General features: G+C 74.3%; 21 protein-coding genes. 10 read left to right on the top strand and 11 right to left on the bottom strand.

Features of this window, described 5'->3' with window-relative positions; genetic code table 11:
• Window positions 1–91 precede the first annotated feature (91 nt).
• Complete coding sequence (locus ACE1OA_RS32275; protein ID WP_432753800.1) at window positions 92–1,111, bottom strand: enoyl-CoA hydratase/isomerase family protein; 1,020 nt, start codon at window positions 1,109–1,111, stop codon at window positions 92–94.
• A 158-nt stretch (window positions 1,112–1,269) separates the two neighbouring features.
• Window positions 1,270–2,085 (bottom strand): LysR family substrate-binding domain-containing protein, encoded by an 816-nt coding sequence (locus ACE1OA_RS32270; RefSeq protein WP_356607059.1) that lies wholly within the window; start codon window positions 2,083–2,085, stop codon window positions 1,270–1,272.
• A 58-nt stretch (window positions 2,086–2,143) separates the two neighbouring features.
• On the opposite strand from ACE1OA_RS32270, the gene ACE1OA_RS32265 reads away from it, so the two are divergent.
• From ACE1OA_RS32265 to ACE1OA_RS32255, 3 genes are all read left to right on the top strand, one after another.
• Window positions 2,144–2,542, top strand: a complete 399-nt coding sequence (locus tag ACE1OA_RS32265; protein WP_356607057.1) for a DUF5997 family protein — start codon at window positions 2,144–2,146, stop codon at window positions 2,540–2,542.
• A gap of 208 nt (window positions 2,543–2,750) precedes the next feature.
• Window positions 2,751–2,969 carry a DUF6296 family protein gene (locus ACE1OA_RS32260; protein WP_356607055.1) on the top strand — a complete coding sequence of 73 codons (219 nt, stop codon included), beginning with the start codon at window positions 2,751–2,753 and terminating at the stop codon, window positions 2,967–2,969.
• 137 nt (window positions 2,970–3,106) lie between these two features.
• Complete coding sequence (locus ACE1OA_RS32255) at window positions 3,107–3,778, top strand: maltokinase N-terminal cap-like domain-containing protein (RefSeq protein ID WP_386542447.1); 672 nt, start codon at window positions 3,107–3,109, stop codon at window positions 3,776–3,778.
• An 80-nt stretch (window positions 3,779–3,858) separates the two neighbouring features.
• Here ACE1OA_RS32255 and ACE1OA_RS32250 read toward each other — a convergent pair whose 3' ends face one another.
• From ACE1OA_RS32250 to ACE1OA_RS32240, 3 genes are all read right to left on the bottom strand, one after another.
• The gene (locus ACE1OA_RS32250) at window positions 3,859–4,785 is read right to left on the bottom strand and encodes a glutaminase (RefSeq protein ID WP_356607051.1); all 927 of its coding nucleotides are present in this window, start codon (window positions 4,783–4,785) and stop codon (window positions 3,859–3,861) included.
• A 136-nt stretch (window positions 4,786–4,921) separates the two neighbouring features.
• Entirely contained in the window at window positions 4,922–5,287 is a 366-nt protein-coding gene (locus tag ACE1OA_RS32245) for a hypothetical protein (protein WP_356607049.1), read from the bottom strand.
• A 199-nt stretch (window positions 5,288–5,486) separates the two neighbouring features.
• A complete protein-coding gene (locus ACE1OA_RS32240; protein ID WP_432753799.1) occupies window positions 5,487–6,974 on the bottom strand; it encodes a carboxylesterase/lipase family protein in 1,488 nt (495 codons plus the stop codon).
• Between the two features lie 300 nt (window positions 6,975–7,274).
• Here ACE1OA_RS32240 and ACE1OA_RS32235 point away from each other — a divergent pair, with 300 nt between their 5' ends.
• Entirely contained in the window at window positions 7,275–7,742 is a 468-nt protein-coding gene (locus ACE1OA_RS32235; RefSeq protein ID WP_356607047.1) for a hypothetical protein, read from the top strand.
• Between the two features lie 177 nt (window positions 7,743–7,919).
• On the opposite strand, the gene ACE1OA_RS32230 is transcribed toward ACE1OA_RS32235, so the two are convergent.
• The 4 genes from ACE1OA_RS32230 to ACE1OA_RS32215 all read right to left on the bottom strand — a co-directional run bounded on the left by ACE1OA_RS32230 (window position 7,920) and on the right by ACE1OA_RS32215 (window position 12,304).
• Entirely contained in the window at window positions 7,920–8,633 is a 714-nt protein-coding gene (locus ACE1OA_RS32230) for a DUF4232 domain-containing protein (protein ID WP_384874527.1), read from the bottom strand.
• Window positions 8,634–8,789: 156 nt separating this feature from the next.
• Window positions 8,790–9,551 carry a hypothetical protein gene (locus ACE1OA_RS32225; RefSeq protein ID WP_356607043.1) on the bottom strand — a complete coding sequence of 254 codons (762 nt, stop codon included), beginning with the start codon at window positions 9,549–9,551 and terminating at the stop codon, window positions 8,790–8,792.
• Between the two features lie 212 nt (window positions 9,552–9,763).
• Complete coding sequence (locus ACE1OA_RS32220) at window positions 9,764–11,137, bottom strand: phosphoribosyltransferase family protein (RefSeq protein ID WP_384874524.1); 1,374 nt, start codon at window positions 11,135–11,137, stop codon at window positions 9,764–9,766.
• 42 nt (window positions 11,138–11,179) lie between these two features.
• Window positions 11,180–12,304, bottom strand: coding sequence for a CapA family protein (locus tag ACE1OA_RS32215; protein ID WP_356607039.1), 1,125 nt, complete (start codon window positions 12,302–12,304; stop codon window positions 11,180–11,182).
• A gap of 180 nt (window positions 12,305–12,484) precedes the next feature.
• Here ACE1OA_RS32215 and ACE1OA_RS32210 point away from each other — a divergent pair, with 180 nt between their 5' ends.
• The gene (locus ACE1OA_RS32210; RefSeq protein ID WP_432753798.1) at window positions 12,485–13,792 is read left to right on the top strand and encodes a serine hydrolase domain-containing protein; all 1,308 of its coding nucleotides are present in this window, start codon (window positions 12,485–12,487) and stop codon (window positions 13,790–13,792) included.
• A gap of 98 nt (window positions 13,793–13,890) precedes the next feature.
• On the top strand, window positions 13,891–14,253 hold the full coding sequence (locus tag ACE1OA_RS32205; protein ID WP_432753797.1) for a hypothetical protein: 363 nt from the start codon (window positions 13,891–13,893) through the stop codon (window positions 14,251–14,253).
• Here ACE1OA_RS32205 and ACE1OA_RS32200 read toward each other — a convergent pair.
• Together ACE1OA_RS32200 and ACE1OA_RS32195 are read right to left on the bottom strand one after the other, a co-directional pair.
• The gene (locus tag ACE1OA_RS32200; RefSeq protein WP_356607033.1) at window positions 14,238–15,155 is read right to left on the bottom strand and encodes an AAA family ATPase; all 918 of its coding nucleotides are present in this window, start codon (window positions 15,153–15,155) and stop codon (window positions 14,238–14,240) included. The genes ACE1OA_RS32205 and ACE1OA_RS32200 overlap by 16 nt on opposite strands.
• 4 nt (window positions 15,156–15,159) lie before the next feature.
• Window positions 15,160–16,380, bottom strand: coding sequence for an RNA ligase (locus ACE1OA_RS32195; protein WP_432753796.1), 1,221 nt, complete (start codon window positions 16,378–16,380; stop codon window positions 15,160–15,162).
• A gap of 403 nt (window positions 16,381–16,783) precedes the next feature.
• On the opposite strand from ACE1OA_RS32195, the gene ACE1OA_RS32190 reads away from it, so the two are divergent.
• The 4 genes from ACE1OA_RS32190 to ACE1OA_RS32175 all read left to right on the top strand — a co-directional run bounded on the left by ACE1OA_RS32190 (window position 16,784) and on the right by ACE1OA_RS32175 (window position 20,853).
• Window positions 16,784–17,416: an ankyrin repeat domain-containing protein gene (locus ACE1OA_RS32190; RefSeq protein WP_384874513.1), complete on the top strand. Its 633-nt coding sequence runs from the start codon at window positions 16,784–16,786 to the stop codon at window positions 17,414–17,416.
• Window positions 17,413–18,618 carry a hypothetical protein gene (locus ACE1OA_RS32185; RefSeq protein WP_432753795.1) on the top strand — a complete coding sequence of 402 codons (1,206 nt, stop codon included), beginning with the start codon at window positions 17,413–17,415 and terminating at the stop codon, window positions 18,616–18,618. Before ACE1OA_RS32190 ends, ACE1OA_RS32185 begins: the two co-directional genes overlap by 4 nt.
• 188 nt (window positions 18,619–18,806) lie before the next feature.
• Complete coding sequence (locus ACE1OA_RS32180; protein ID WP_386542438.1) at window positions 18,807–19,763, top strand: endonuclease/exonuclease/phosphatase family protein; 957 nt, start codon at window positions 18,807–18,809, stop codon at window positions 19,761–19,763.
• A gap of 256 nt (window positions 19,764–20,019) precedes the next feature.
• Window positions 20,020–20,853 carry an endonuclease I family protein gene (locus ACE1OA_RS32175; RefSeq protein WP_432753794.1) on the top strand — a complete coding sequence of 278 codons (834 nt, stop codon included), beginning with the start codon at window positions 20,020–20,022 and terminating at the stop codon, window positions 20,851–20,853.
• Window positions 20,854–21,092 lie beyond the last annotated feature (239 nt).

The raw sequence follows: 21,092 nt of genomic DNA, 5'->3' as shown, positions 1-21,092 counted from the left end.
AGCCGTACGGTTCCGTGGCAACTCGGAGGACCTTACGGACTCGGACGGCGCGGGTCAAGTCGCGGAGCCGGTGGCTCCGCGGCTCGTCCGGTCAGTCGCCGAAGTAGTGGGCGACATGGGCTTCCGTCACCGCCGCGAGCGTGGGCGGGCTCCACCGGGGGTTGCGGTCCTTGTCGACGACCTGGGCCCGGATTCCCTCGATCAGGTCGTGGGAACGGAGTGCCGTGCAGGAGAGACGGAACGCCATGTCGAGGACGTCCTCCAGCGAGTCCAGGGACCGGGCCAGGCGCAGGGCGGCCAGGGTGGCCTTGAGGGCGACGGGCGACCTGGCGAGCAGCGTGGTCGCCGCTTCCTTCGCCTCGGTCACGCCGGAATCCGTCAGGCGGTCGATGACGGACTCCACCGTGTCCGCGGAGTAGCAGGCGTCGATCCAGTCGCGCTGCGCGGCCAGATCTCCGGCCGGCGCGGGCTGGGCGAACCGGGACAGTGCCTCGTGCGCGGGAGACCGGGTCAGTTCGTCCGCCAGGCCGGGCAGGTGCTCCGAGGGGACGTAGTGGTCCGCAAGGCAGGCGAGCAGCGCATCGGCCGCGCCGACAGGTGCGCCGGTGAGGGCGAGGTGGGTGCCGAGCTCGCCCGGGGTACGGCTCAGCAGGTACGTACCCCCCACGTCGGGGACGAAGCCGATGCCCGTCTCCGGCATGGCGACGCGGGAGCGTTCGGTGACGACGCGGACGGAGCCGTGGGCCGAGACCCCGACGCCGCCGCCCATCACGATGCCGTCCATGAACGCCACGTACGGCTTGGGGAAGCGGGCGATGCGGGCGTTGAGGCGGTATTCGTCTCGCCAGAAGTCGACGGAGGCGGAGCCGCCGGCGCGGGCGTCGTCGTGGATGGCGCGGATGTCGCCGCCGGCGCACAGTCCGCGTTCCCCCGCGCCCTCGATGACGATCGTCTCGACGGCCGGGTCGTGCTCCCAGGCGGTGAGCGCCGCGTCGATACGGAGCACCATGGCGTGGGTGAGGGCGTTGATGGCTCTCGGCCGGTTCAGGGTGATGAATCCGGCCCGGCCCTCGGTGCGCAGGAGGACGTGCGACTCCTCGGCGGTGGTCACCGTACGGACTCCGTCCGGTCGAGGTCCTCGAACAGTCGCATGGTCACGCCACTCCCCCCTTCGGAAAGGATCTTCCGGCCACCGTACCGCCGCCGCGTGCTCGGTCCGGAGGGCCCTCCGACCGTGCGTGGGATGCGGAGAAGGCCGGGCCGGGCAGGTCAGCCGCGCCCGCGGGGCTTGCCGCGCTTGGCGCCCTTGGCTCCGCCCGAGCCGCCGCGCGAGGCGCGGCCGGGAGTCGGCTTCCCGCCGCCGGGCCGTCCGCCCGTCTTGCCGGTGGTCTTCCCGCCGGTCTTGCCGGACCCTGGCTTGCGGGCGGCGCCGCCCGCCTCGGAGCCCTTGCGCGCGGACTCCGCCGGGTTCTGCCGGCGGCCCCGGGTACTGTTGACCGTACGGCCGCGGACGATCCCGATGAACTCCTCCACCAGGTCCGTGGTCTCCTCCTCCGGCCACGACAGGGCGACGCGGGACTCGGGGGCGTCCAGGACCGGCCGGTAGGTCAGGTCCTTGCGGTGGTGGAGGCGGGCCAGCGACTGGGGGACGACGAGGACGCCGATGCCGGCGGCCACGAGCTCGATCGCGTCGGCCGTCGTGGCGGGGCGCTCGAGCGCCGGCCGTCCCGGCAGCCGCTCCCAGTCGAGGGTGTCGTCGAGGGGGTGCAGCACGGTCTCCTCGGCCAGGTCCGCGGCGGAGACCTCCTCGACCGCGGCCACGGCGTGGTCCTTGGGGATCACGACGACGGTGGTCTCGGTGTAGAGCGGGATGGCGCTGAGGTCCGTCCGGTCGATCGGCAGCCGCACGAATCCGGCGTCCGCGTCGCGGGCGCGGAGCATGTCGGGCGCTTCGGCGGCGGGGACGCCGACGAGGGTCAGGGGGACCTCGGGCAGTCGCTCGTTCCAGATCCGCACCCATTTCGTGGGCGTCACTCCGGGGACGTAGGCGAGCCGGAACGACGGGGATTCTACGGAGCTGGTCACTCGGCCAGCTTACTGGCCGTGGTCAGAGGTAGCGCACATGCTCGATACCCTTGACGGCATGACGTCGCACCAGACCGCCCAGACGATGAAGCCCGCGACCGCGGCGAAGAAGCTGGGTGTGTACCTCGAAGCCACCCCCGCCGCATTCCAGGAGGGTGTCGTTTCGCGCACCGAGTTGAACGAGCTCCAGGCGAACCCGCCCGAGTGGCTGGTGGAACTGCGACGCACCGGCCCGCACCCCCGCCCGGTGGTGGCGGCGAAGCTCGGCGTCTCGATCGCGGGCCTCGCGCGGGGCGGGGTCACGGACCCCCTCACCACCGAGCAGATCGACGCGCTCAAGAACGAGAACCCGGAGTGGCTCCAGAAGGAGCGTGCCACCCAGGCCGAGGTCCGCAAGGAGACGGTGCGGATCAAGGAGAAGAACGCCGAGAAGCAGGCGAAGCGGGACGCCCGCTGACACGGGAGTCTCCCCCCGACCGCGGCTTTCGCCGCGAGCGGCGCGTAGTACCGGGATTCACCCGGCGTCCTCGGGCGCCGGGTGCTTGTTTTCCGGGTGTCCGGCGGTGTGCCGGGCTCGCCGTGGCCGGCCGTGGGGGCCGGGATCCTGGGATCCTCTGCTCGGGTATGGCTCGGCCCGCGGCGCCATCCGTCGGTATAAAGGGTGTATGGGACGTATCGAACGCTACGAGCTGACTTTCCCGGTCTCGGGCGACTCCATCGTGGTCTCCCGAACCGACCGCAAGGGAGCCGGCGGGCACCCGGTCTACGCCGACGAGACCGGCATCGTCCAGGCCGAGATCGACGAGGCCGGCAACGTGCGCATGGTGGCGAGCGGCGGACAGCAGCGGCACGACGTGCCGTCGCGGGCGGTCCCGCTCGTCTGAGGGCTGTCCGGGCGTGGCCGCAAGACCTTGCCGGGCTCGCGCCCTCCCCCGGGCCTGACGGCGACGTCCACCTCTTCGTCTTCCGGATCTTGCGCGGCTCCCGGGAACCTCGCGGGCGGCGGGGAGGTTCAGCAGGCATGGCCGTCATTCACCACACCACCATGAGTCCCGGCAAGCTGGAGCTCCTCGCCTCCTGGCTGCCCTCCCAGTCCTGGTACATCGGCAACGGGAAGCCGCCGGAGCCGGTCAAGGCCGGCGGGTTCCGGCTCGACGACCCGGACGGCGAGGTGGGGATCGAGTTCATGGTCGTCAGGGACCTCTCCGCCGATCGGCCCGTCGCGTACCTCGTGCCCCTCGGCTACCGCGGAACGCCGCTCGACGGGGCGGACCACGCCCTGGTGGGTACGTCCGAGCACGGGGTGCTGGGCACCCGCTGGATCTACGACGGCACCCACGACCCGGTGGCCGTCGCGCAGTTGCTCGCCCTGCTCCGGGGCCGCGCCGAGCCTCAGGCGCAGAACGACACCGGAGTGCACGACCGCTCGGTGGTGCCCGCTCTCACACCGGCCGGGTCCGGCGTCGTCCTCGGCCCGGCGGGGGACGTGGCGTCCTCGGTCACCCAGGGCGGGGACGCGACCTTCCTGCACGTGGCGGGCACACCGGGTGTCACGGTCGAGGTGCGGCGGGTGCTGCGGCCCGGCGGCGAGCCGGACGGCGAGGTCCTCGGCCATGTCACGGCCGGGTGGCGGTCCCCCGACGGCGACGAGCAGCGCGGTCCGTTCCTCGTGCTGCGTCCCGCGCAGGGCTGAGACCGTCGTGCCGACGGCGCCGCCGCGGGTCCGGGGGGGCGCGCCGTCCGCCGCCGGCGGATCCGGATCCGGTCCGTGGATCAGAAGACGGACAGGCCCGTGATCGTGGTGAAGCGGTCGAGGGCCGCGACGCCCGCCACCGAGTTGCCTCGTTCGTCGAGTCCCGGGCTCCAGACGCACACGGTGCAGCGGCCGGGGACGACGGCGATGATGCCGCCGCCGACCCCGCTCTTGCCGGGCAGACCCACCCGGTAGGCGAAGTCCCCCGCCGCGTCGTACGTGCCGCAGGTGAGCATCACCGCGTTGACCTGCTTGGCCTGACTGCGGGTCAGCAGGCGTGAGCCGTCGGCCCGGATGCCGTGGCGGGCGAGGAAGCCGGTGGCGAGGGCGAGGTCCGCGCACGAGGCCGCGATCGAGCACTGGCGGAAGTACTGCCGCAGCAGTGTCGGCACGGGGTTCGCGATGTTGCCGTAGGAGGCCATGAAGTGGGCGAGCGCGGCGTTGCGGTCACCCCGGTCGGTCTCGGAGGCGGCGACGTCGCGGTCGAAGTCGAGGTCCGGGTTGCCGCTCTCCTCCCGGAGGAAGTCGAGCAGCGTGCCCGAGGCGTCCCCGGTGAGCTGGTGGAGCTGGTCGGTGACGGCCAGGGCGCCCGCGTTGATGAACGGGTTGCGGGGGATGCCGTTCTCGTACTCCAGCTGGACCAGCGAGTTGAAGGGGTTGCCGGACGGCTCCCGGCCGACGTGCTCCCAGAGGATGTCGCCCTCGCGGGCGAGGGCGAGGGCGAGCGTGTAGACCTTCGTGACGGACTGGGTGGAGAACGGCTCCTGCCAGTCCCCCACGCCGTACACGGTCCCGTCGAGTTCGGCGACGGCCATCCCGAAGCGGCGGGTGTCGGCGGCGGCGAGCGCCGGGATGTAGTCGGCGGGGCGGCCGCGCCCGGCGAGATCCTCGATCTCCTCGGCGATGCGCTCGAGGACGGGCAGGAAGGACAGGAGCATGATCGCCATTCTGCCGCGAGGGGGGCCGGGAGGGCGGGCCGGGGCACGGGCGGCGTCGAGGAACCGGCCGGGCGGGGCCGGGACGGCGCCCGCCCCGCCGGCGGCCCGGGTCGTGCCGGCCGAGGCGGGGTGAGGGCGGCGGGACTCAGACGGTGGCGGGGGCCCCGGGAGCCGGGGAGTCCGCGGGCGCCTCGAGTTCCCAGGCGTGCCGCTTGAAGTCCCGGACGAAGTCCGGGTGGTCCTCCCAGTTGCGCGCGACGCCGCGCAGGACGTCCCAGTTGTGCTCCAGGGCCTGGTCGATGATGTGACGCAGGGTGGGTTCGGCCGTCGCCCGCTGCTCTGCGAGGCCCTTGACCGCCGCCGCGGCCTTGACGGTGCCGAGGAGCGCGCGCAGCGCGCGGGAGGTGTCGTCCATGCCGAAGCCGTGCTCGCTGCCCGTCTCGGCGTCGAAGAGCGGGCGGAGGCGTGCCTCGATGAACGCGTGGATGCGCTCGAAGTGCCGGACGTCCATCAGGGTCTCTCCCTCTCCTGCCGCGCGCCGGTGCGGCGCGTCGGCGTACCGCGTGGTGACTCGTGCCGGGGCGGCGCGTCGGCGGTGCGACACCGCACGTCGGGCGTGCCCGTACCCATCATCGCGTGACCGGGTGGCGGGACGGCCGACGGGGTCGCGGCGGCGCGTCGCCCCGGGGTGCCGGTCCCTCCGGCCGCTGTCACGGCAGGTGCACGGCGTCGGCCCGGAGGTGCCGCCACCGGGCGTGGGCCGGGAGTTCGCCCTCGGCGCGGTCGTGCGGAACGCTCCAGACGTGGACGTCCGCCGGGGTGCGGTTGGCGCCGAGCGGGGCCCAGCCCGGGTCGCCGCTCGTCGCGAAGTCGGCCCAGGCGCGGACCATGCGCCGCGAGAGCGCGCGGTCGTCCGCGTCGGCGGGACCGCCGGTGAGGAAGTCGATGCCCTCGGCGTCGAGGGTGCCGAAGGCGAAGGGCACGTCCGCGGCGTGCCAGGCGCGTACGGCGCTGCCGTCGGGACGGGTGCGGCGCCGGTCGAAGCGGGCGAGCAGGGCGCGTCCGCCGGCGCGGGTGTGGGCCTCCGCGAGGCGGACGCTGTGGGTGGCGAAGACGGCGTCGCCGGCGATCGCGAGGAAGACGTCCCGCACGGAGGCGTGGGGCATGAGGGAGCGGTAGTCGGCGGCGAGCCGAGGGGGCAGCCGCTGGTCCGCGAGGTAGCGGGCGAGACCGTCGTCGGTGGTGACCGGCGGCATGCTGCCGACCTCGTGCATCAGCCAGTACTCCTCGGTGGTGTGGCACACCAGGAGGTCCACCTCCGTGGCGGCGCCGGCGGCGAGGGCTTCCACGGGTTCGGTGGTCAGCAGGTCGCCGTCGAGGACGGGGCCGTAGAGCACGGTGTCGTAGTGCAGGGGGCCGGCGAGAGGGTCGGCGGCGTACCGCCGAGCGACCTGGTCGGACGCCTCGACGAGGCGCTGCGGGTCGGCGGCGCTGAGGGCCTCCGCCGTCGCCGGGACTCCGGCGGCCCCGGCGACCTCGCGGGAGAGGGCGGCGGCGAACTCCCGGGGGAAGTAGGCGTCGGGAACGCTGTGCACGAGGGCGCGGCGGAAGAGGCCGCCGGCGCGGTGGCCGGCCATCAGGCAGGCGACGGAGCCGCCGCCGGCGGACTGCCCGGCCACCGTCACGTTGCCGGGGTCGCCACCGAAGGCACGGATGTTCTCCCGCACCCAGCGCAGGGCGGCGATCTGGTCGAGCAGACCGCGGTTGTCGGGAAGTCCGGGCACATGGCCGAACCCCTCGAATCCCACGCGGTAGTTGCAGGTCACGACCACCAGGCCGGCCCGGGCGAGTGCCGTGCCGTCGTAGTCGGGCTGGGCGGAGGAGCCGAAGGTGTAGGCACCTCCGTGGATCCAGAAGAGCACCGGCAGTCCGCGTCCCGGCTCGCCCACGGGGGACCAGACGTTGAGGCTGAGGACGTCCTCCTGTCGTGGGTCCCAGGCCGGAGCGCCGGGAAGTTCGGCCGACTGCGGGGCGACGGGCCCGAAACGGGTGCAGTCGCGCACCCCGCTCCAGGGCGGCACGGGCGCGGGCGCGCGCAGGCGCCGGGCTCCGAAGGGCGGTCGGGCGTAGGGGATGCCGAGGGCGACGTGTATCCCGTCGACGACCGTTCCACGGATCCCGCCCCGGTGTGTGGTCACGGTCTCCTCGGCGAACCGCCCGGGCACGGCAGACCTCCCTCGTCGTGCCGGCGGCGTGTCCGCGGCGGGACAGGCTCCCACGGGGATGTGGGCGCGGCAAGCGATTTGATCTTCGTGGCGGGTGGCCGGGACGGCGGTGCCCAGGGGTCGTCGGCGGTGGGCCCGTTCAGGCCCCACGGATCCTTGTCGGGCGACCTGCGGGTGCGGTACAAACGCGCGACACACCGGGGGCGGGAACCGGCCATCAACGGCCTGCCGCAGCCCGGATATTGACGTGCACACAACCAAGTGGGGGCTGTCATGCAAGGACGTGGGGAGAAGCTCAAGCAGCGTGCGAGCGCGTGTCTGGTGCTGGGAGCCATAGCCGTCGGGCTGTTCTGCTTCGTCGGGAGCGCCTCGCAGAAACCGGTCGGCTGGGGCGCCGCCTACGCCCTCGGCACCGCCGTCACCGTGGACCTGCCCGGCTCCTGCCGCATCGAGACCATCGGCGACGACGGCAGCGCCAAGTGCGAGGGCACCCGCTGGACCGCCGACGGACAGGCGCACACCGGAACGCTGTTCGCCTCCTCCGAGGACGTCCAGCGCGGGAGCGACGGCTCCCTCTCGTTCACGGGTGAGGCGAAGGCTCTCGGCGAGCGCGCCTACGGCAAGCCCGCGACCTGGCTGACCGTCTTCCACCTGGCCGCCCTGGGAGTCGCCGCGCTCTGCGTGGTCGCCCTCCTCGTCTCGCTGATCGCGGCGGCCCTGCCCACGCGGCGCCGCGCCTGACGCCGGCCGGGCGGCTGAGCAGGACGACCGGGTTCGGCCGGGCGGAACGCTGTCGCCCGCGCACAGGCGTGCACCTCCGCGCGGGCGGAGGCGCACGCCCGATCCACGGGAACCGGCCGTCCGGTCGCCCGGCCCCGGGCGACCGGATCCCGACAGGGCACGGCCCTGACCCGGGCCTCAGCCCCTGCCCGACCTGAACAGGAAGTCCTCGATCGCGCCACGATCGGTGTTCCAGTACGTGACCAGGGGGTTGGGGCCGACGTTCAGGAAGTCGACCTCGCCGGACACGGCGATGTCGAGCGACGCGACGTCACGGTTGCTGCCGAGGGCGCGGTCCTGGTAGCCGAGGGCGAACGACTCCACGGTGACGGTCCCCTCGCCCGCCCGGAAGAGGCGCACGCCCGCGTACGCCTTCTGCTTCGGCTTGATCGTGGCGATCGCCCTGGGCTTGGACTCCATCGGGCCGATCGGGGTGTCGGCGTTCTCACCGAACCCGACGTACGGGTAGTGGTAGAGGGTGCAGGTCCTGCCGCCGGCGTTGGTGGCCGTGATGAGCAGGTGCTGACCCGAGTCCCGTTGCCAGAACGACGTGGTGATCGACAGGTCCGGGTCCGCGCAGGCCGGCGCGGCGGCCTGCCCGGTGCCGCCCGGTGTACCGGAGCCGCCGGCCTCGGGCGAGCCGCTCGGGCTCGCCGGACTGCCGCTCGGCTCCGGGGTGCCGCTGCCGATGGCGCCGGGCTCGGTGGATCCGGTCGCGCTCGGCGGGCCGGACGGCCCGCCGCTCGCACCGTCGTCCGTTCCGCCCGCCTCGCAGGCGGTGCCGGCGAGGAGCGCTGCGATCACCAACGCCCCCAGGGCGTAGGTCCTCCCGCGCTCGCGTGCAGTGATCATGGTGTTCCCCCGTGTGTCCGCACGGCCCGATCGGGCCGACTCGCGGAGTCTGCCCCGCGGACGCGCCGAACTCCTCTCGGCCGGGGGACTGTTACCGATCAGGGTCACGGAGGGCACGCTTCCGTTCCGATGCCGGCCGGGGCGCCCGGCGTGTCGTCACCGGGCGAGTTCGTCCCGGGGGCCCATGACGATGACGGGTTCCCTGGCCGGGTCCAGCGCGCGGAGCAACGAGGGCATCACCTCCCGGGCGAGCGAGATGCAGGCCTGGGTGGGGCCGCCGTGGTCGACGTGGATCCAGACGCCGCCGCCCTTCTCCGCGCCGAGGGGGCGTTCCTTGTTCAACGGGGTCGTGCCGGGGACCCGGTTGTAGTCGATGGCGACGACGTAGTCGAAGGAGCCCTCCAGCGGTTCGCCGGCGAAGCCGGTGCCCTGGACGCTGAACGCCTCGTCGTGGTCGTAGGGCAGCCGTGCGCCGGGGTCGGGCAGCCGACCACCGGCGTCGCCGATCCGGAACACCCCGATCGGGGAACGCAGATCGCCCGCGGAGTGGTCGTTCGTCCAGCCCCTGAGCGCGTTGTGCGCGGGCCACGGCCCGGCCTTCGGGCGCCAGCGGTTCGTCGCGTCGCGTTCGTACAGCACCGCCGTGGACGTGTTCGTGTCGAGCGTGCGGCCCGTCACCACCAGCGCCTGGGCGGTGCCGTCCGGGATGGCCGCCTTGGTCCGCGGGCCCACCCCGGGGATGCGGTCGACGGGGGTGGGGTCGGCCGGTGTCGCCGGCGGTCCGGGCGCGGGGGCCGCCGGGTTCGCGGCGTCGGAGCGGCCGGCGGGTGCGGAGGGCTCCCGCGTGCAGCCGGGAAGCAGCGCGAGCACGCACACGCTGCTGACGAGCGCGTAGGCCGCGGCTTGGCGGACGGGCATGGGGCAGCATCCTCCGACACGAGAGAGGCGGGCAACGCGGGATCCGTACCCGATCCGCGCCTTCCCCCGCTTCCGGAGCGGCACACTCACCCGTCCAGGGCAGCGGCCGGCGGTGGTTCGGGTCCTCGCGGCACCCGTTCCCGGACGGACGGAGGCGTGCGTCCGCCCGCAGGGGCGTGATCCGTTCGCGGCCTCCCCGAACCGACGGAGGGTCAGGATCCCTCGGCGGGCGCTCCGAAGTGGTCGCGGAACCAGTCCGCCGCGAGGGTGCCGACCTGTTCCAGCGTGCCGGGTTCCTCGAAGAGATGGCCGGCGCCGGGGACGACGACGAGGCGGTTCTGGCAGCGCAGCCGCCGCAGGGCCGTTTCGTTCAGCTCGACCACGGTCGTGTCGTGGCCGCCCACGATGAGGAGGGTAGGAGCCCGTACGCGATCCAGCCGGGGGCCCGCCAGGTCCGGCCGGCCGCCGCGTGAGACGACGGCGGCGATGTCCGGGGCGGGCTCCGCCGCGGCCCACAGCGCGGCGGCCGCACCGGTGCTGGCGCCGAAGTAGCCGACCGTGAGGCGGTCGCCTCCAGGGCGGGCGAGGAGCCATCGGGTGGCCGCGGTCAGGCGGCCGGCGAGGAGCGGGGTGTCGAAGACGTTGGCGCGGTCCGCCGCCTCCTCGTCGGTGAGCAGGTCGAAGAGCAGCGTGCCCAGACCGGCGCGGTGCAGGGCCTCGGCCACGGAACGGTTGCGCGGGCTGTGCCGGCTGCTGCCGCTGCCGTGCGCGAAGAGGACGATCCCGGTGGCGCCCGGCGGCACGGACAGCCGGCCGTCGAGTCGCACGTCGCCGGCCGTGACGAGCACGTCGTACGCGCCGGGCTCCAGCCCCGGGCCGTCCGAGGAGGCCCGGCCGTCCGAGGGGGCCGGTGCGTCCGGCGAGGCCCCGACGTCCGCCGCCGGAGCCGGGCCGGCGCGGTGGCGCTCCAGCGCGCCGAGGACCTCCTCGTCGGACGTCTGGGAGAAGTCCGTGTAGAACTGGCCGATCGCGTAGAAGAAGTCCGGCTCGTGCACGCACACCGTCTCGTCCGCCGCGTCGCCGACCCGCTCCGGCCATCCGTGGGGCGCGACGGGCACCGCGAGGACGACGTGCGCGGCGCCCCGCGCGCGGACGACGAGGCAGGCGGCGAGCGCGGTGGCACCGGTCGCCAGGCCGTCGTCCACCACGAGCACCGTCCGGCCGCGCAGCGAGGTGGGCTCGCGCTGCCCGCGGTAGCGCCGGGCGCGTGCTTCGAGCACGTCGCGCTCGCGCTCCTCGACGGCTGCCAGGTCACGGCCGGAGACGCCGGTCTCGCTCACGACGCTGTCGTTGAGGACGCGGACACCGCCCTCGCCGATCGCGCCCATGGCGAGTTCCGGCTGGTGGGGGACGCCCAGCTTGCGGACGAGGCAGATGTCGAGGGGCGCGTCGAGGGCGTCGGCGACCTGCGCGGCCACCGGCACGCCGCCCCGCGGAAGCCCCAGGACCACGACGTCACGGCCCTTGAGGTGGTCCAGGCGGGCCGCCAGTTGCCCGCCGGCGTCGATGCGATCGGTGAAGTACATGATCTGCTCGTCTCCCTGCACCGCTCGGGGCGTGGACGCCCCCTAGGGGGCGTCTAGGGCGGGGCGGGCGGTCAGTGTTCCGTCCCGGGTCAGCGTGATCCGGGTGCCGTGGGGCCGGCTGATCCGGGCCAGTACGTCGTGGAGCAGGCGCGCGTCCGGGCCGGAGGCGTGTTCCAGCCGCAGGCGCCGGGCCCGCATGGGGATGAGGCGCACCTCCCGGAGCCGGCCGTCGTCGCGGGTCACCGAGGCGACGGGGAGCAGCCGCAGGTCGTCGCGGTACTCCTCGTAGCCGGAGATGCCCTCGTAGTCGTTGATCAGGTCGCCGCAGCCGTGCAGGACGAGTCTGCCGCGGTAGACCTCCAGGGGGCGGGGGTGGTGGGAGGAGTGTCCGTGCACGATGTCGGCGCCCCCGTCGATCAGGGCGTGGGCGAAGGCGATGTGGGAGGCGGGGAGGGCGTAGCCCCAGTTCGAGCCCCAGTGGAGGGAGACCACGGCGATGTCGCCGGGCCCCTTCTCGCCCCGTACCCGGGCCGCGAGCCGGGCGGCGGTGCGGTCGTCCGCCCGGGCGGCGAAGTCGACCCCGCCGCGGCGCGCGGTGGCCGCCCAGTCGCGCGGCACGCCGCTGGAGGACAGGCCGAGCGCGAGGACGAGCACCCGGCCGCCCCGGGGCAGGGGGACGACGGCGGGGCGGCGTGCCTCGTCGGCGTCGCGCCCCGCGCCGGCGGTGCGCAGGCCCAGGGCGCTCAGGGAGTCCAGGGTGTCGTGGAGACCGCCGTGTCCGTAGTCCAGGACGTGGTTGTTCGCCAGTACGCAGACGTCGGGCCGGACGGCGGCGAGGGCGGGCAGGTTGGCGGGGTGCATCCGGTAGTGGACGGCCTTGCCGGGAACCGGAGCCCCGTCGCCGGTCACGGCGGTCTCCAGATTGACGATCCGGGCGTCGGGCGCCGCGTGGTCCAGGGCGTCCAGGGCCTCGCCCCAGGGATATCCGGGGCCGACGGGTCGCGGGACGGGGCCGTTGACGGTCTCCGCCAGCGACACGTAGGTCCGCGCGTCGCTCACGTACCCCTCGGAGAGGGCGGGATCGCCGGGGTGGGGGAGGATCTGGTCGATTCCCCGGCCGAGCATCACGTCTCCGCTGAGGAACAGTCTGACCAGGTCAGTGCCCATACACCCAGGGTAGACGGCGCCACCGGGGGGTGCGCAGGGCGAAGGGTCCGGGGCCGTGCGACGAGGCCGCTCGGGACCGCGGAGAGGGGCCTCGCCCGGAGGCGACCTGACGGGTGACATCCCGCGCGGCTCGGCACGGGCTGCCCCGTTCACGGGCCCTGACCTGCCGATACTGCGGGCATGGGACGTTCACGCATCGCGGCGCTGTTGTGCACCGGCGCCCTTCTCGCCACCGGTCTCGCAACGGGCGCCGCACCCGGGGTCCAGGCAGCGGGCCCGGCCCCGGCGGCGATGCGCCCGGGCACGCACGAGCCGCGCACGCACGAGCCGGGCGCGGCGGCTGCCGCGACTCGGGCGGGCGCGCCGGCCCCCGCCGTACCGGCTCCGTGCGTCAACTCCCCTCTCCCCTACGGCTGGCAGGCCGCGGACGTGGTCCGGATCGCCGAGCAGGCCAGGAAGCAGCTGGACCTGGCGGCCGTGCTCCTGCGCGTGACCGTGGACGGCAAGGAGCTCGTGACCACCGGACTGGGTGAGTCGATGGCCGGAGTTCCGGCCGTGCCCGCCCAGCATTTCCGGGCCGGTGCGGTCGCCGACGCCGTCATGGGAACGGCCCTCCTCCGGCTGGTCGACGAGGGCCGTGTACGCCTCGACGACCCCGTCTCGCGATGGCTCCCCGACCTTCCGTACGCGCACCGGATCACGCTGCGCATGCTGGCCGCGTCGACGTCCGGGCTCGTCGACTACTCGACCGACCCGGCGTTCCTGGCGGCACAGGAGGACAACCCCTTCCGGCAGTGGACGTCCGAGGAGCTCGTGGCACGCGCGACGGGCAAGCCGCTGCTGTACGCGCCGGGCGCCAACTGGAGCCGGTCACGCGCCAACTCCGTCATCCTCGGCTCCGCGCTCGAGAGAATCACGGGGACGCGACTGGACGTCCTGCTGCGGCAGCGCGTCCTCGACCCGCTCGGCATGCACGAGACCCGCGCCGCGGCGACGCCCGAGATCCCCTCCCCCGTCCTGCACGCCTTCACCACGCAGGACGGTTCGTACGAGGACTCCACGTACTGGAACCCCTCGTGGACGACCGCTCCGGGCGCGGTCCTGACCACCGACATCTGCGACCTGGCCCGGTCCGCCGCGGGCGTCGGCTCCGGCGCGCTCCTCTCCTCCCGGAGCCGCGCCGCACTGCTCGATCCCGGCACGGTGGGCCTCGGCGGCCCCACCTCGACGTGTCCTGCCTCGGTCTGCCTGAAGAACACCGAGGCCACCCACTACGGCACGGGGGTGCTCGTCGTCGACGACTGGGTGGTGCAGAACCCCTCGTTCTCGGGCTACAGCGCCGTCCAGGCGTATCTGCCCGCCGACCGTCTGGCCATCGCGGTGGCGACGACCGAGGGCCGGCGGACGCCCGGCGGCAACACCGCCGAGCTCGTCATGACCCGGCTCGCCGAAGTCCTCGCGCCGGGCCGCGCCCCGCACCTGGGATGAGCGGTGTCCCGGCGGCGGGGCCGGATCCGCGGGGCGTCCGGCGACCTGTGTCGCCGCCGCGCTGACCGCCCCGCAGTGCCGGGCGTAGGGTCGTCGCCATGCGTGACCTCGTGCCGCTCCTCGTCCTCGCCGTGTCCGTGGCCCTGGTCATGGGCTGCTTCGGCCTGCTGGCCCGCCACGTCAGACGCCGTGGGACGGCCGGGGCCGCCCTGACCGCGGCCATGGCCGCGTACGACGAGGCGTTCCGCGTGACGGCCCACGAGTCGCACCACGAGATCCAGGCGCAGGCTCGGCGCAAGGCGCCCCTCCTGTCCCCCGGCCTCCCGGGACACGACGGCGCCCCGGGGCAACGGCGGGGAACCGGCCCGGGCCTCGGCCGCCGTGCGCGCCGGCCGAGGTGGCCCTTCGCCGCCCGGTTCACGAGGGCCCGGGCGGGGCGGTCCGGTCAGAAGTTGCCGTAGTTGACCTGCCAGGTCGGCAGGCCCATGCGCCGCCAGATCGCCACCACGCGGTCGCGGTCGTCGAGGGAGACGCGGACGGCGTACCGGTCGCGCACGTGGGCGTCGAAGAGTTCCGCCTTCACGATGTCGTCGCTGCGGCCGTCGTCCGACGCCCGCATCCACAGCTCGTCGTAAGGGATCTGATGGCGCGCCAGCCACGCCTCGGTGAGTGCGCGGTGGTCCTCGCTGCGGCCGGACAACAGCACGATCGTGTCGTTCTCGGCGTGGCGGAAGGCCCGCAGGGCGTCGCGGACCGAGCCGTTGAGCAGGTCGAGGTCGCAGCGCGTGAAGTCGTACGGGCCCCGGTCGCCGCGCAGGGCGAGCGTGCCGTCGATGTCGCACATGACGGCGGACGGCAGCGCCGGGTCGGCGACGTAGGGACGGACGCCCGGGCGGGCGCCGAGCCATTCGGCGGTCAGCCGCCAGCCGCCGCGGGTGGCCTTGGCGTGCTTGTCGGCGAGCAGGCGGATGATCTCCTCGCCGACCGGGCGCTCGCGGGCCGCGTCGCGGCGTACGCACTCGTCCACCGGCACGTCGGTGAAGTCGTGCACGACGAAGTCGGTCTCGAGGCCGGTGACCGCGGCCTTGAGCCGCCGCGGGATGTGCGGCGTCAGGTGGGTGTTGTCGACGACGACGTCGAAGCCGCCTTCGACGGCCGACCGGACCGCGGCGTCCTGGATGTCGAGGACCGTCTGCTCGTGGGCGTGCGACCGGCCGCGCTCGGGGGCGGGGACGTCGAGCATCGTGCGCAGGTCGTCGAGGTTGACGCGGCGCATCCGGCCCTCGGCCTCGGCCTGCAGTCGCCGGGCGGCGGTGGTCTTCCCCGAGGCGGGGAGCCCGGTCATGACGTGTACTACGGGCACGGGGTCAGTTCTCCTGGTCTGTGGTGAAGGGGTCGGCCGTACGCGGCCTGACGGCGCGCCAGACGAGCAGGTCGACCGGGCGTCCGTCGAGTCGCTGGAACATGGCCGACCGGATGCCGTCGTCGGCGGGCAGGGTCTTGACGGCCCTCGCGAACGCGCCGCGGTCGTCCGCGAGGTGGGCGAGGCTCGCGTAGGCGTCCTCGATGGCGCGCTCGCGGGCCGCCGCCTCGTCCTCCAGGCGGGCGATCACCCCGCGCACCCAGGTGTCGAACTCGTCCGGCACCTGCTCCAGGAGGGCGTCCAGCGGCCGGCCGCCGTCGGCCCGGATCCCGCCGAGTTCGGCCAGGGAGCAGCCCAGCCCCTGCGCCAGCCGCTTCGCGGACATGCCGGCGAACCGCTGGATGCCGTGGCTGCGCCAGATGTCGCGTTCGGTGACGCCGGTCAGGACCTTGTGGAGCCTGACGTACTCGGACAGCTTGGCCTTGGCCCGTACGCCCGACGCGAAGCGCAGGACGAAGCCCTCGGCGTCGGTGCCGGTGGCCGTGGCGCCGCCGGGCAGCATGTTCGACTCGGTCAGCTCGACCAGTTCGCCGATCGTCATGGCCGGCCAGACGGTGACGACCGAGCCGATGCCCTGCCAGTGGGACGCGGCCTCGGCGAGCGGGACCTCCGTGCCGTCCGCGCCGATCGCGGCGAGCAGCACCAGGTCCCGGCGGTCGCCGTAGTCCACGACGATACGATTCTGCGGGTAGATGATCTCGGCGAGGTAGGTCACCCCGGGGGTCAGCGCGCCGGTGTCGGCCCGGTCGAGACGGCGCTGTGCCCAGGTCGCCTGGGCGCTGATGAAGGAACCCTTGGACGCCACACGCCAGCGGCCCGCGTAGTGGAAGACCACCGCGAGACTGCCGTCCACCTTGTCGTAGATCTCGAACGGCTCGTCGGGCAGCGCGGGCGCGTACGGCCGGCCGGTCTCGTGCTCGCCGAGGTTGAAGAACTTCGGCAGCGGCAGGGCGACGATCTCACCGGTGGCGTCGTCGGCGACGAGGCCGCGGCAGCGCGTGGTGACCTGGTTCCAGATCTGCTCGTACTGGCAGGCCCGTGTGTAGGTGTAGATCGACAGCGGCAGTTCGGGGTGCGACTTCCGCGTGACGTGCCCGGCGTCGAGCGCGGCCGCGAGATCCCGCGACGGCAGCAGCTCGTGGAGAGTCAGGGTGCCCTGGCTCATGGGTTCCTCCTGGTTCGTGGTGACTCATTGTCACCTGCGGCGGAGCCGTGCCGACAGTGGTTTTCCGGGGGGCGCGGGCGGATGGGCCACCGTGCGCCGCTTCCGGGCGGATGGGCCCCACCGTGCGCACCGCGTCGGCCGGCGCGGACCGCGCGGTGTCCGGACCCCCTCGGCGAGTCCGTCCCACCGAGGTGACCGTGCGCGCCGCCGGGCGGGCCCGTACACCGGGCCGCGCCGACGTGGGGTCGTCCGATCGGACGACCCGGGGGTCGGCCGGTCGGTGCCCCGTTCCCGGCCGCCGGGCCGACCGGGGCGGGTCCGCGGCGGACCCAGGATGGAGTACGGCAGGCGGACCCGTCCCGCCTCCCGCGCAGTCCCCTCGGCGGCCAGAAGGAGAACGTCCATGCACACGAACGACCGGCTTCTGCTGGCGGCGGCCCGACGCGGGGACGTCGCGGAGGCGCGCGCGGCCCTCGCCGCCGGCGCGGACGTCGAGTGCCGCGACGACGAACGCCGTACGCCCCTCCTGCTCGCGGCACGCGCCGACCACGTGGCCGTGGCCGGGGTCCTGGTCTCCGCGGGCGCCGACGTGAACGCCCAGGACGACTGCCACGACTCGCCGTGGCTGGTCACCGGCGTCACCGGCAGCGTCGCCATGATGCGCACACTGCTGCCGGCGGGCCCCGACCTCGCGCTCACCAACCGGTTCGGCGGCGTCTCGCTCATCCCCGCCGCCGAGCGCGGGCATGTCGCGTACGTACGGGCGGTGTTGCACGAGACCGACATCGACGTCGACCACGTCAACCGACTGGGCTGGACGGCACTGCTGGAGGCCGTGATCCTCGGCGACGGCGGCCTCCCCCACCAGGAGATCGTGGAACTCCTGATCACGGCGGGGGCGAACCCCCTGCTCGCGGACCACGACGGCACCACGCCCGAGGCCCACGCCCGGCGGCGCGGGTTCCGCACGATCGCCGGTCTCCTGGAGGCGGCGTCGGCGCGCGCCACCGCGCCCGGCCGCGGAGCCACCCGATGACCCCGGGATCGCGCCCTTCCGCACGGGCCTGCCCCGCTCGGCGGCGGGCGTCGCCGCGGCTCCTCGTGCCCGCGGCGGCGGTCCTCGCCCTGATCACCGGCTGCGCGCCCGGAGCGGACGCCGGCGGCCAGGCCTCCCCCGCGTCCGCTCCCGCGACGTCGGCCCGGCCGGCGCCGGCCGAGGGGCCCCCTCCTCCGGCCGGCCGGCCCGTCACGAACCCCGCCGGGACGCTGCTCGTGGCCGACTTCGGCGCCGACACCGTCACCTTCGTCGACCCGGCGAAGGGCGCGATCGCCTCCGTGCGGGTGGGAACGGCGCCCTACGGGCTGGCGCTCGGCGCCGACGGACGCGCCTGGGTGGCCACGGCCGAAGGCGTGGCGGTGGTCGACACCCGGACGCGCGAGCGGATCGCGCTCGTGCCGTACGCCACCGACTCCGGTCCGGTCGCGACGGGCGAGTACCGGGGCGGCGGCATGGGCATCGCCCTCTCCCCCGACGGCGCGCATGCGTACGTCGGTGTCAACGTCCCCGGCGGCAACGGCACGCTGGAGATCGTCGACACCCGGGACCTCACGGTGACGGGCACCGTTCCCGTCGGCCGGCGCCCCTTCGACGTGGACGTCTCGCGCGACGGGGCCGAGGTGTACGTGACGAACCACGACTCCTTCGACGTGACCGTCGTCCCGGCGGCGACCGCGGGCGGCGAGGGAGGCACGCGGCGCATCGAGGTCGCGCCGTACGGCACCGAGGGCGGTCTCGGCTCCTGGCTGAAGCCGCACTACGCCGTCGTCCGGCCCTCGGACGGCAGACTGCTGCTGCCGTTCGAGGGCGAACGGCTGGCCGAGGTCGACCCGCGGACCGGGCGGACGGAGATCCGTGCGATGACGGCCGACACCCACCAGCACGGGGCCACCGTCACGCCGGACGGCACGCTCCTCGTCGTGGGCACGGGACCCGTCGACCCGGCCTCCGACCAGGGCGCGTCGCTCACCGTGCGCCGCCCGGACGGCACCGAGCGGATCATCCCGCTGGACGGGCCCCACGAGAACGTCGCGGTGTCGAAGGACGGCCGGACGGCGTACGTCACCGGCGGCTTCACGCGCGACGGCTCCTGGGACGGCCTGACGGTCGTCGACCTCGCCTCGGGCGACACGCGGCGGGTCGCGGCCGGCGAGCGGCCCCTCGGAGTCGTGGTGCTGTAGGGGTGCTCGGCGGCGGCCGTCACGTGCACGAGCCACGCGGGTACGGCCGCCCCGCGCCCTCCTGGCCGCGCGGGCGCCGGCCCCCCGGAACTGGCTCGTCGTGCCGGGCGTCCCTGCCGAAGGCGGGGCGTACGGCGTCGCGGCCGGGCGGGGGCCCGAGGCGGGACGGAGGGACGGAGGGGAGCGGCGTGGGCGAGATCGAGGGCGGGGCGCGGGGGCGGTGGCCGCGCGGGGCGGTGACGGCCGCCGTCGCGGTGGTGGCCGCGGGGCTGCTGCTGGGCCACGACAGGCTGCCCCGGTTGCCGGGGAACGCGACGAGCCTGTTGGAGACGTTCCTGCCGTGGCTCGGGCTGGTGGCCCTGGCCGGGTTCGTCGTGGCCGCCGTACGCCGCTCGGTCGTCGCGGTGGTGGCGAGCGTGCTGCTTCTCGGTGTGTGGGCCTGGGCGTTCCGGTCGGTGCTGCCGCCCTCGCCGGGCGACGGCCCGCACGATCTGACGGTGGTGCAGCACAACGTGAGCGACGAGAACGCCGACCCGGCCCGGGCCGTGCGGATCCTCCTCGGCGCGTCCCCCGACCTCGTCGCGCTGGAGGAGCTGACGCCGGAGCGGCTGCCCGTCTACCGCGCGGCGCTCGCCCCCACCCACCCCCATCACGCGACGGTGGGCTCGGTGGGGTTGTGGTCGAGGTATCCGCTCCGGGACGCCGGCCGCGTGGACATCAGGCCGCGTGCGGTGGCGGACGGTTGGGAGCGCGGGCTGCGCGCCGTGGTGACCGGCCCGCGGGGCGATCTCACGGCGTACGTGGTCCATCTGCCGTCGGTCCGGGTCCGCGCGACGGAGGGGTACGCCACGGGGTGGCGCGACGAGAGCGCGCGGCGGCTCGGGGACGCGATCGCCGCGGAGCACGCGGACGGCAGGGTCCTGGTCGCCGGCGATCTCAACGGCACGATCGACGACCGGGGCCTGCGGCCCGTCACGTCGCTGGTGGGGGCCGGCCGGGACGCGTTCGCGTTCAGCTGGCCGGCCCGTCTGCCCCTGGCGCGCATCGACCACGTCCTGACGCGCGGCGCGGTGGTCACGAGGACCTGGACCCTGCCCGGCACCGGGAGCGACCACCTGCCGATCGCGGCGCACGTACGGCTCTGAGGGTCCGCACCGCCGCGGTGGGGTCGGTGGTCCGCGGCCGGGCGAGACCGACGAGGACCGCGCGCGGACAGTTTCCGGCCCGGTGTCTTCAATTCGTCTGCGGAGCAGGGCATTCCATAGGCACCAACTGGTCATGTACCGTTCAAGCGCGCGGCGCTCGGACGTCCGTGCGACGACGTTCTACGCGCGCAGAGTGGGTTCCCGCACGCCCCCTCAGACGTACCGCCCACCCCTCACCCCCATGGAGGAACGACGGATGTCCCGAATCCGCAGATCCCCTCGCGCCCTCGCCGTCCTCGCCGCGTTCGGTGCGCTCCTCGGCACCGGCTTCGCCCCCGCGACGGCCGCCGCCGGCGCCGCGCCGTCCGCGGCCCCGGCCCAGGTCGCCGCCGCGACGACCGCCTACGACGCCACGTACTACGAGGACGCGATAGGCAAGACCGGCACGAGCCTCAAGTCCTCGCTGCACACGATCATCAAGACCCAGACGAAGATCTCGTACGACGCCGTCTGGAACGCCCTCAAGGTGACCGACCAGGACCCCGCCAACAGCAGCAACGTGATCCTGCTGTACAGCGGCACCTCGCGGAGCAAGTCCCTGAACGGGGGCGACGTGGGCGACTGGAACCGTGAGCACGTCTGGGCCCAGTCCCACGGGAACTTCGGCACCTCCGCCGGCCCCGGCACCGACCTCCACCACCTGCGGCCGGCGGACGTCCAGGTCAACAGCACGCGCGGGAACAAGGACTTCGACAACGGCGGCAGCCCGGTCAGCGGCGCGACGGGCAGCTACACGGACAGCAACTCCTTCGAGCCGCGCAACGCCGACAAGGGCGACGTGGCCCGCATGATCCTGTACATGGCCGTCCGCTACGAGGGCGACGACGCCTGGGCGAACCTGGAGCCCAACGACTCGACCACCAACGGCAGCGTCCCCTACCACGGTCGTCTCTCGGTCCTGAAGCAGTGGAACGAGCAGGATCCGCCGAGCGCCTTCGAGCAGCGGCGCAACGACATCATCTTCGGCACCTACCAGGGCAACCGGAACCCCTTCATCGACCACCCGGAGTGGGTCGAGGCGATCTGGTAGCGAGACCGTGCGCCGGACCACCGATGAATCCGGAGGTCCGGCGCCGGGCCCCGGCGCACGGCCGGGCATGGCAGCGCACGACACCCGGCCCCCGCGGCCGGGCGTCGTGCGTTCGGCCGCCTGGCCGCCTGGCCGGACATGACGCCACGCGGGTGATCGGGTGGGCGACTTCGTCAGCACTGGCGTGGTGCCCGGTCATTCCGTCCGACGAGGCGAGAGAGTGGACGGGATTATCGGCC

It is taken from the genome of Streptomyces sp. JL2001, from assembly GCF_050917515.1.
In the GTDB taxonomy this organism is placed as follows: domain Bacteria; phylum Actinomycetota; class Actinomycetes; order Streptomycetales; family Streptomycetaceae; genus Streptomyces.
This window is presented reverse-complemented; position numbering and strand designations above follow the sequence as displayed.

Bases quoted from the DNA above. Each gene is read 5' to 3' on its own strand.
- ACE1OA_RS32215 (WP_356607039.1), bottom strand. From the start codon at position 12,304: ATGGGCACTGACCTGGTCAGACTGTTCCTCAGCGGAGACGTGATGCTC.
- ACE1OA_RS32250 (WP_356607051.1), bottom strand. From the start codon at position 4,785: ATGGCGATCATGCTCCTGTCCTTCCTGCCCGTCCTCGAGCGCATCGCC.
- ACE1OA_RS32235 (WP_356607047.1), top strand. From the start codon at position 7,275: ATGCAAGGACGTGGGGAGAAGCTCAAGCAGCGTGCGAGCGCGTGTCTG.
- ACE1OA_RS32260 (WP_356607055.1), top strand. From the start codon at position 2,751: ATGGGACGTATCGAACGCTACGAGCTGACTTTCCCGGTCTCGGGCGAC.
- ACE1OA_RS32185 (WP_432753795.1), top strand. From the start codon at position 17,413: ATGACCCCGGGATCGCGCCCTTCCGCACGGGCCTGCCCCGCTCGGCGG.
- ACE1OA_RS32225 (WP_356607043.1), bottom strand. From the start codon at position 9,551: ATGCCCGTCCGCCAAGCCGCGGCCTACGCGCTCGTCAGCAGCGTGTGC.
- ACE1OA_RS32255 (WP_386542447.1), top strand. From the start codon at position 3,107: ATGGCCGTCATTCACCACACCACCATGAGTCCCGGCAAGCTGGAGCTC.
- ACE1OA_RS32265 (WP_356607057.1), top strand. From the start codon at position 2,144: ATGACGTCGCACCAGACCGCCCAGACGATGAAGCCCGCGACCGCGGCG.
- ACE1OA_RS32175 (WP_432753794.1), top strand. From the start codon at position 20,020: ATGTCCCGAATCCGCAGATCCCCTCGCGCCCTCGCCGTCCTCGCCGCG.
- ACE1OA_RS32210 (WP_432753798.1), top strand. From the start codon at position 12,485: ATGGGACGTTCACGCATCGCGGCGCTGTTGTGCACCGGCGCCCTTCTC.
- ACE1OA_RS32195 (WP_432753796.1), bottom strand. From the start codon at position 16,380: ATGAGCCAGGGCACCCTGACTCTCCACGAGCTGCTGCCGTCGCGGGAT.
- ACE1OA_RS32220 (WP_384874524.1), bottom strand. From the start codon at position 11,137: ATGTACTTCACCGATCGCATCGACGCCGGCGGGCAACTGGCGGCCCGC.
- ACE1OA_RS32205 (WP_432753797.1), top strand. From the start codon at position 13,891: ATGCGTGACCTCGTGCCGCTCCTCGTCCTCGCCGTGTCCGTGGCCCTG.
- ACE1OA_RS32245 (WP_356607049.1), bottom strand. From the start codon at position 5,287: ATGGACGTCCGGCACTTCGAGCGCATCCACGCGTTCATCGAGGCACGC.
- ACE1OA_RS32190 (WP_384874513.1), top strand. From the start codon at position 16,784: ATGCACACGAACGACCGGCTTCTGCTGGCGGCGGCCCGACGCGGGGAC.
- ACE1OA_RS32230 (WP_384874527.1), bottom strand. From the start codon at position 8,633: ATGATCACTGCACGCGAGCGCGGGAGGACCTACGCCCTGGGGGCGTTG.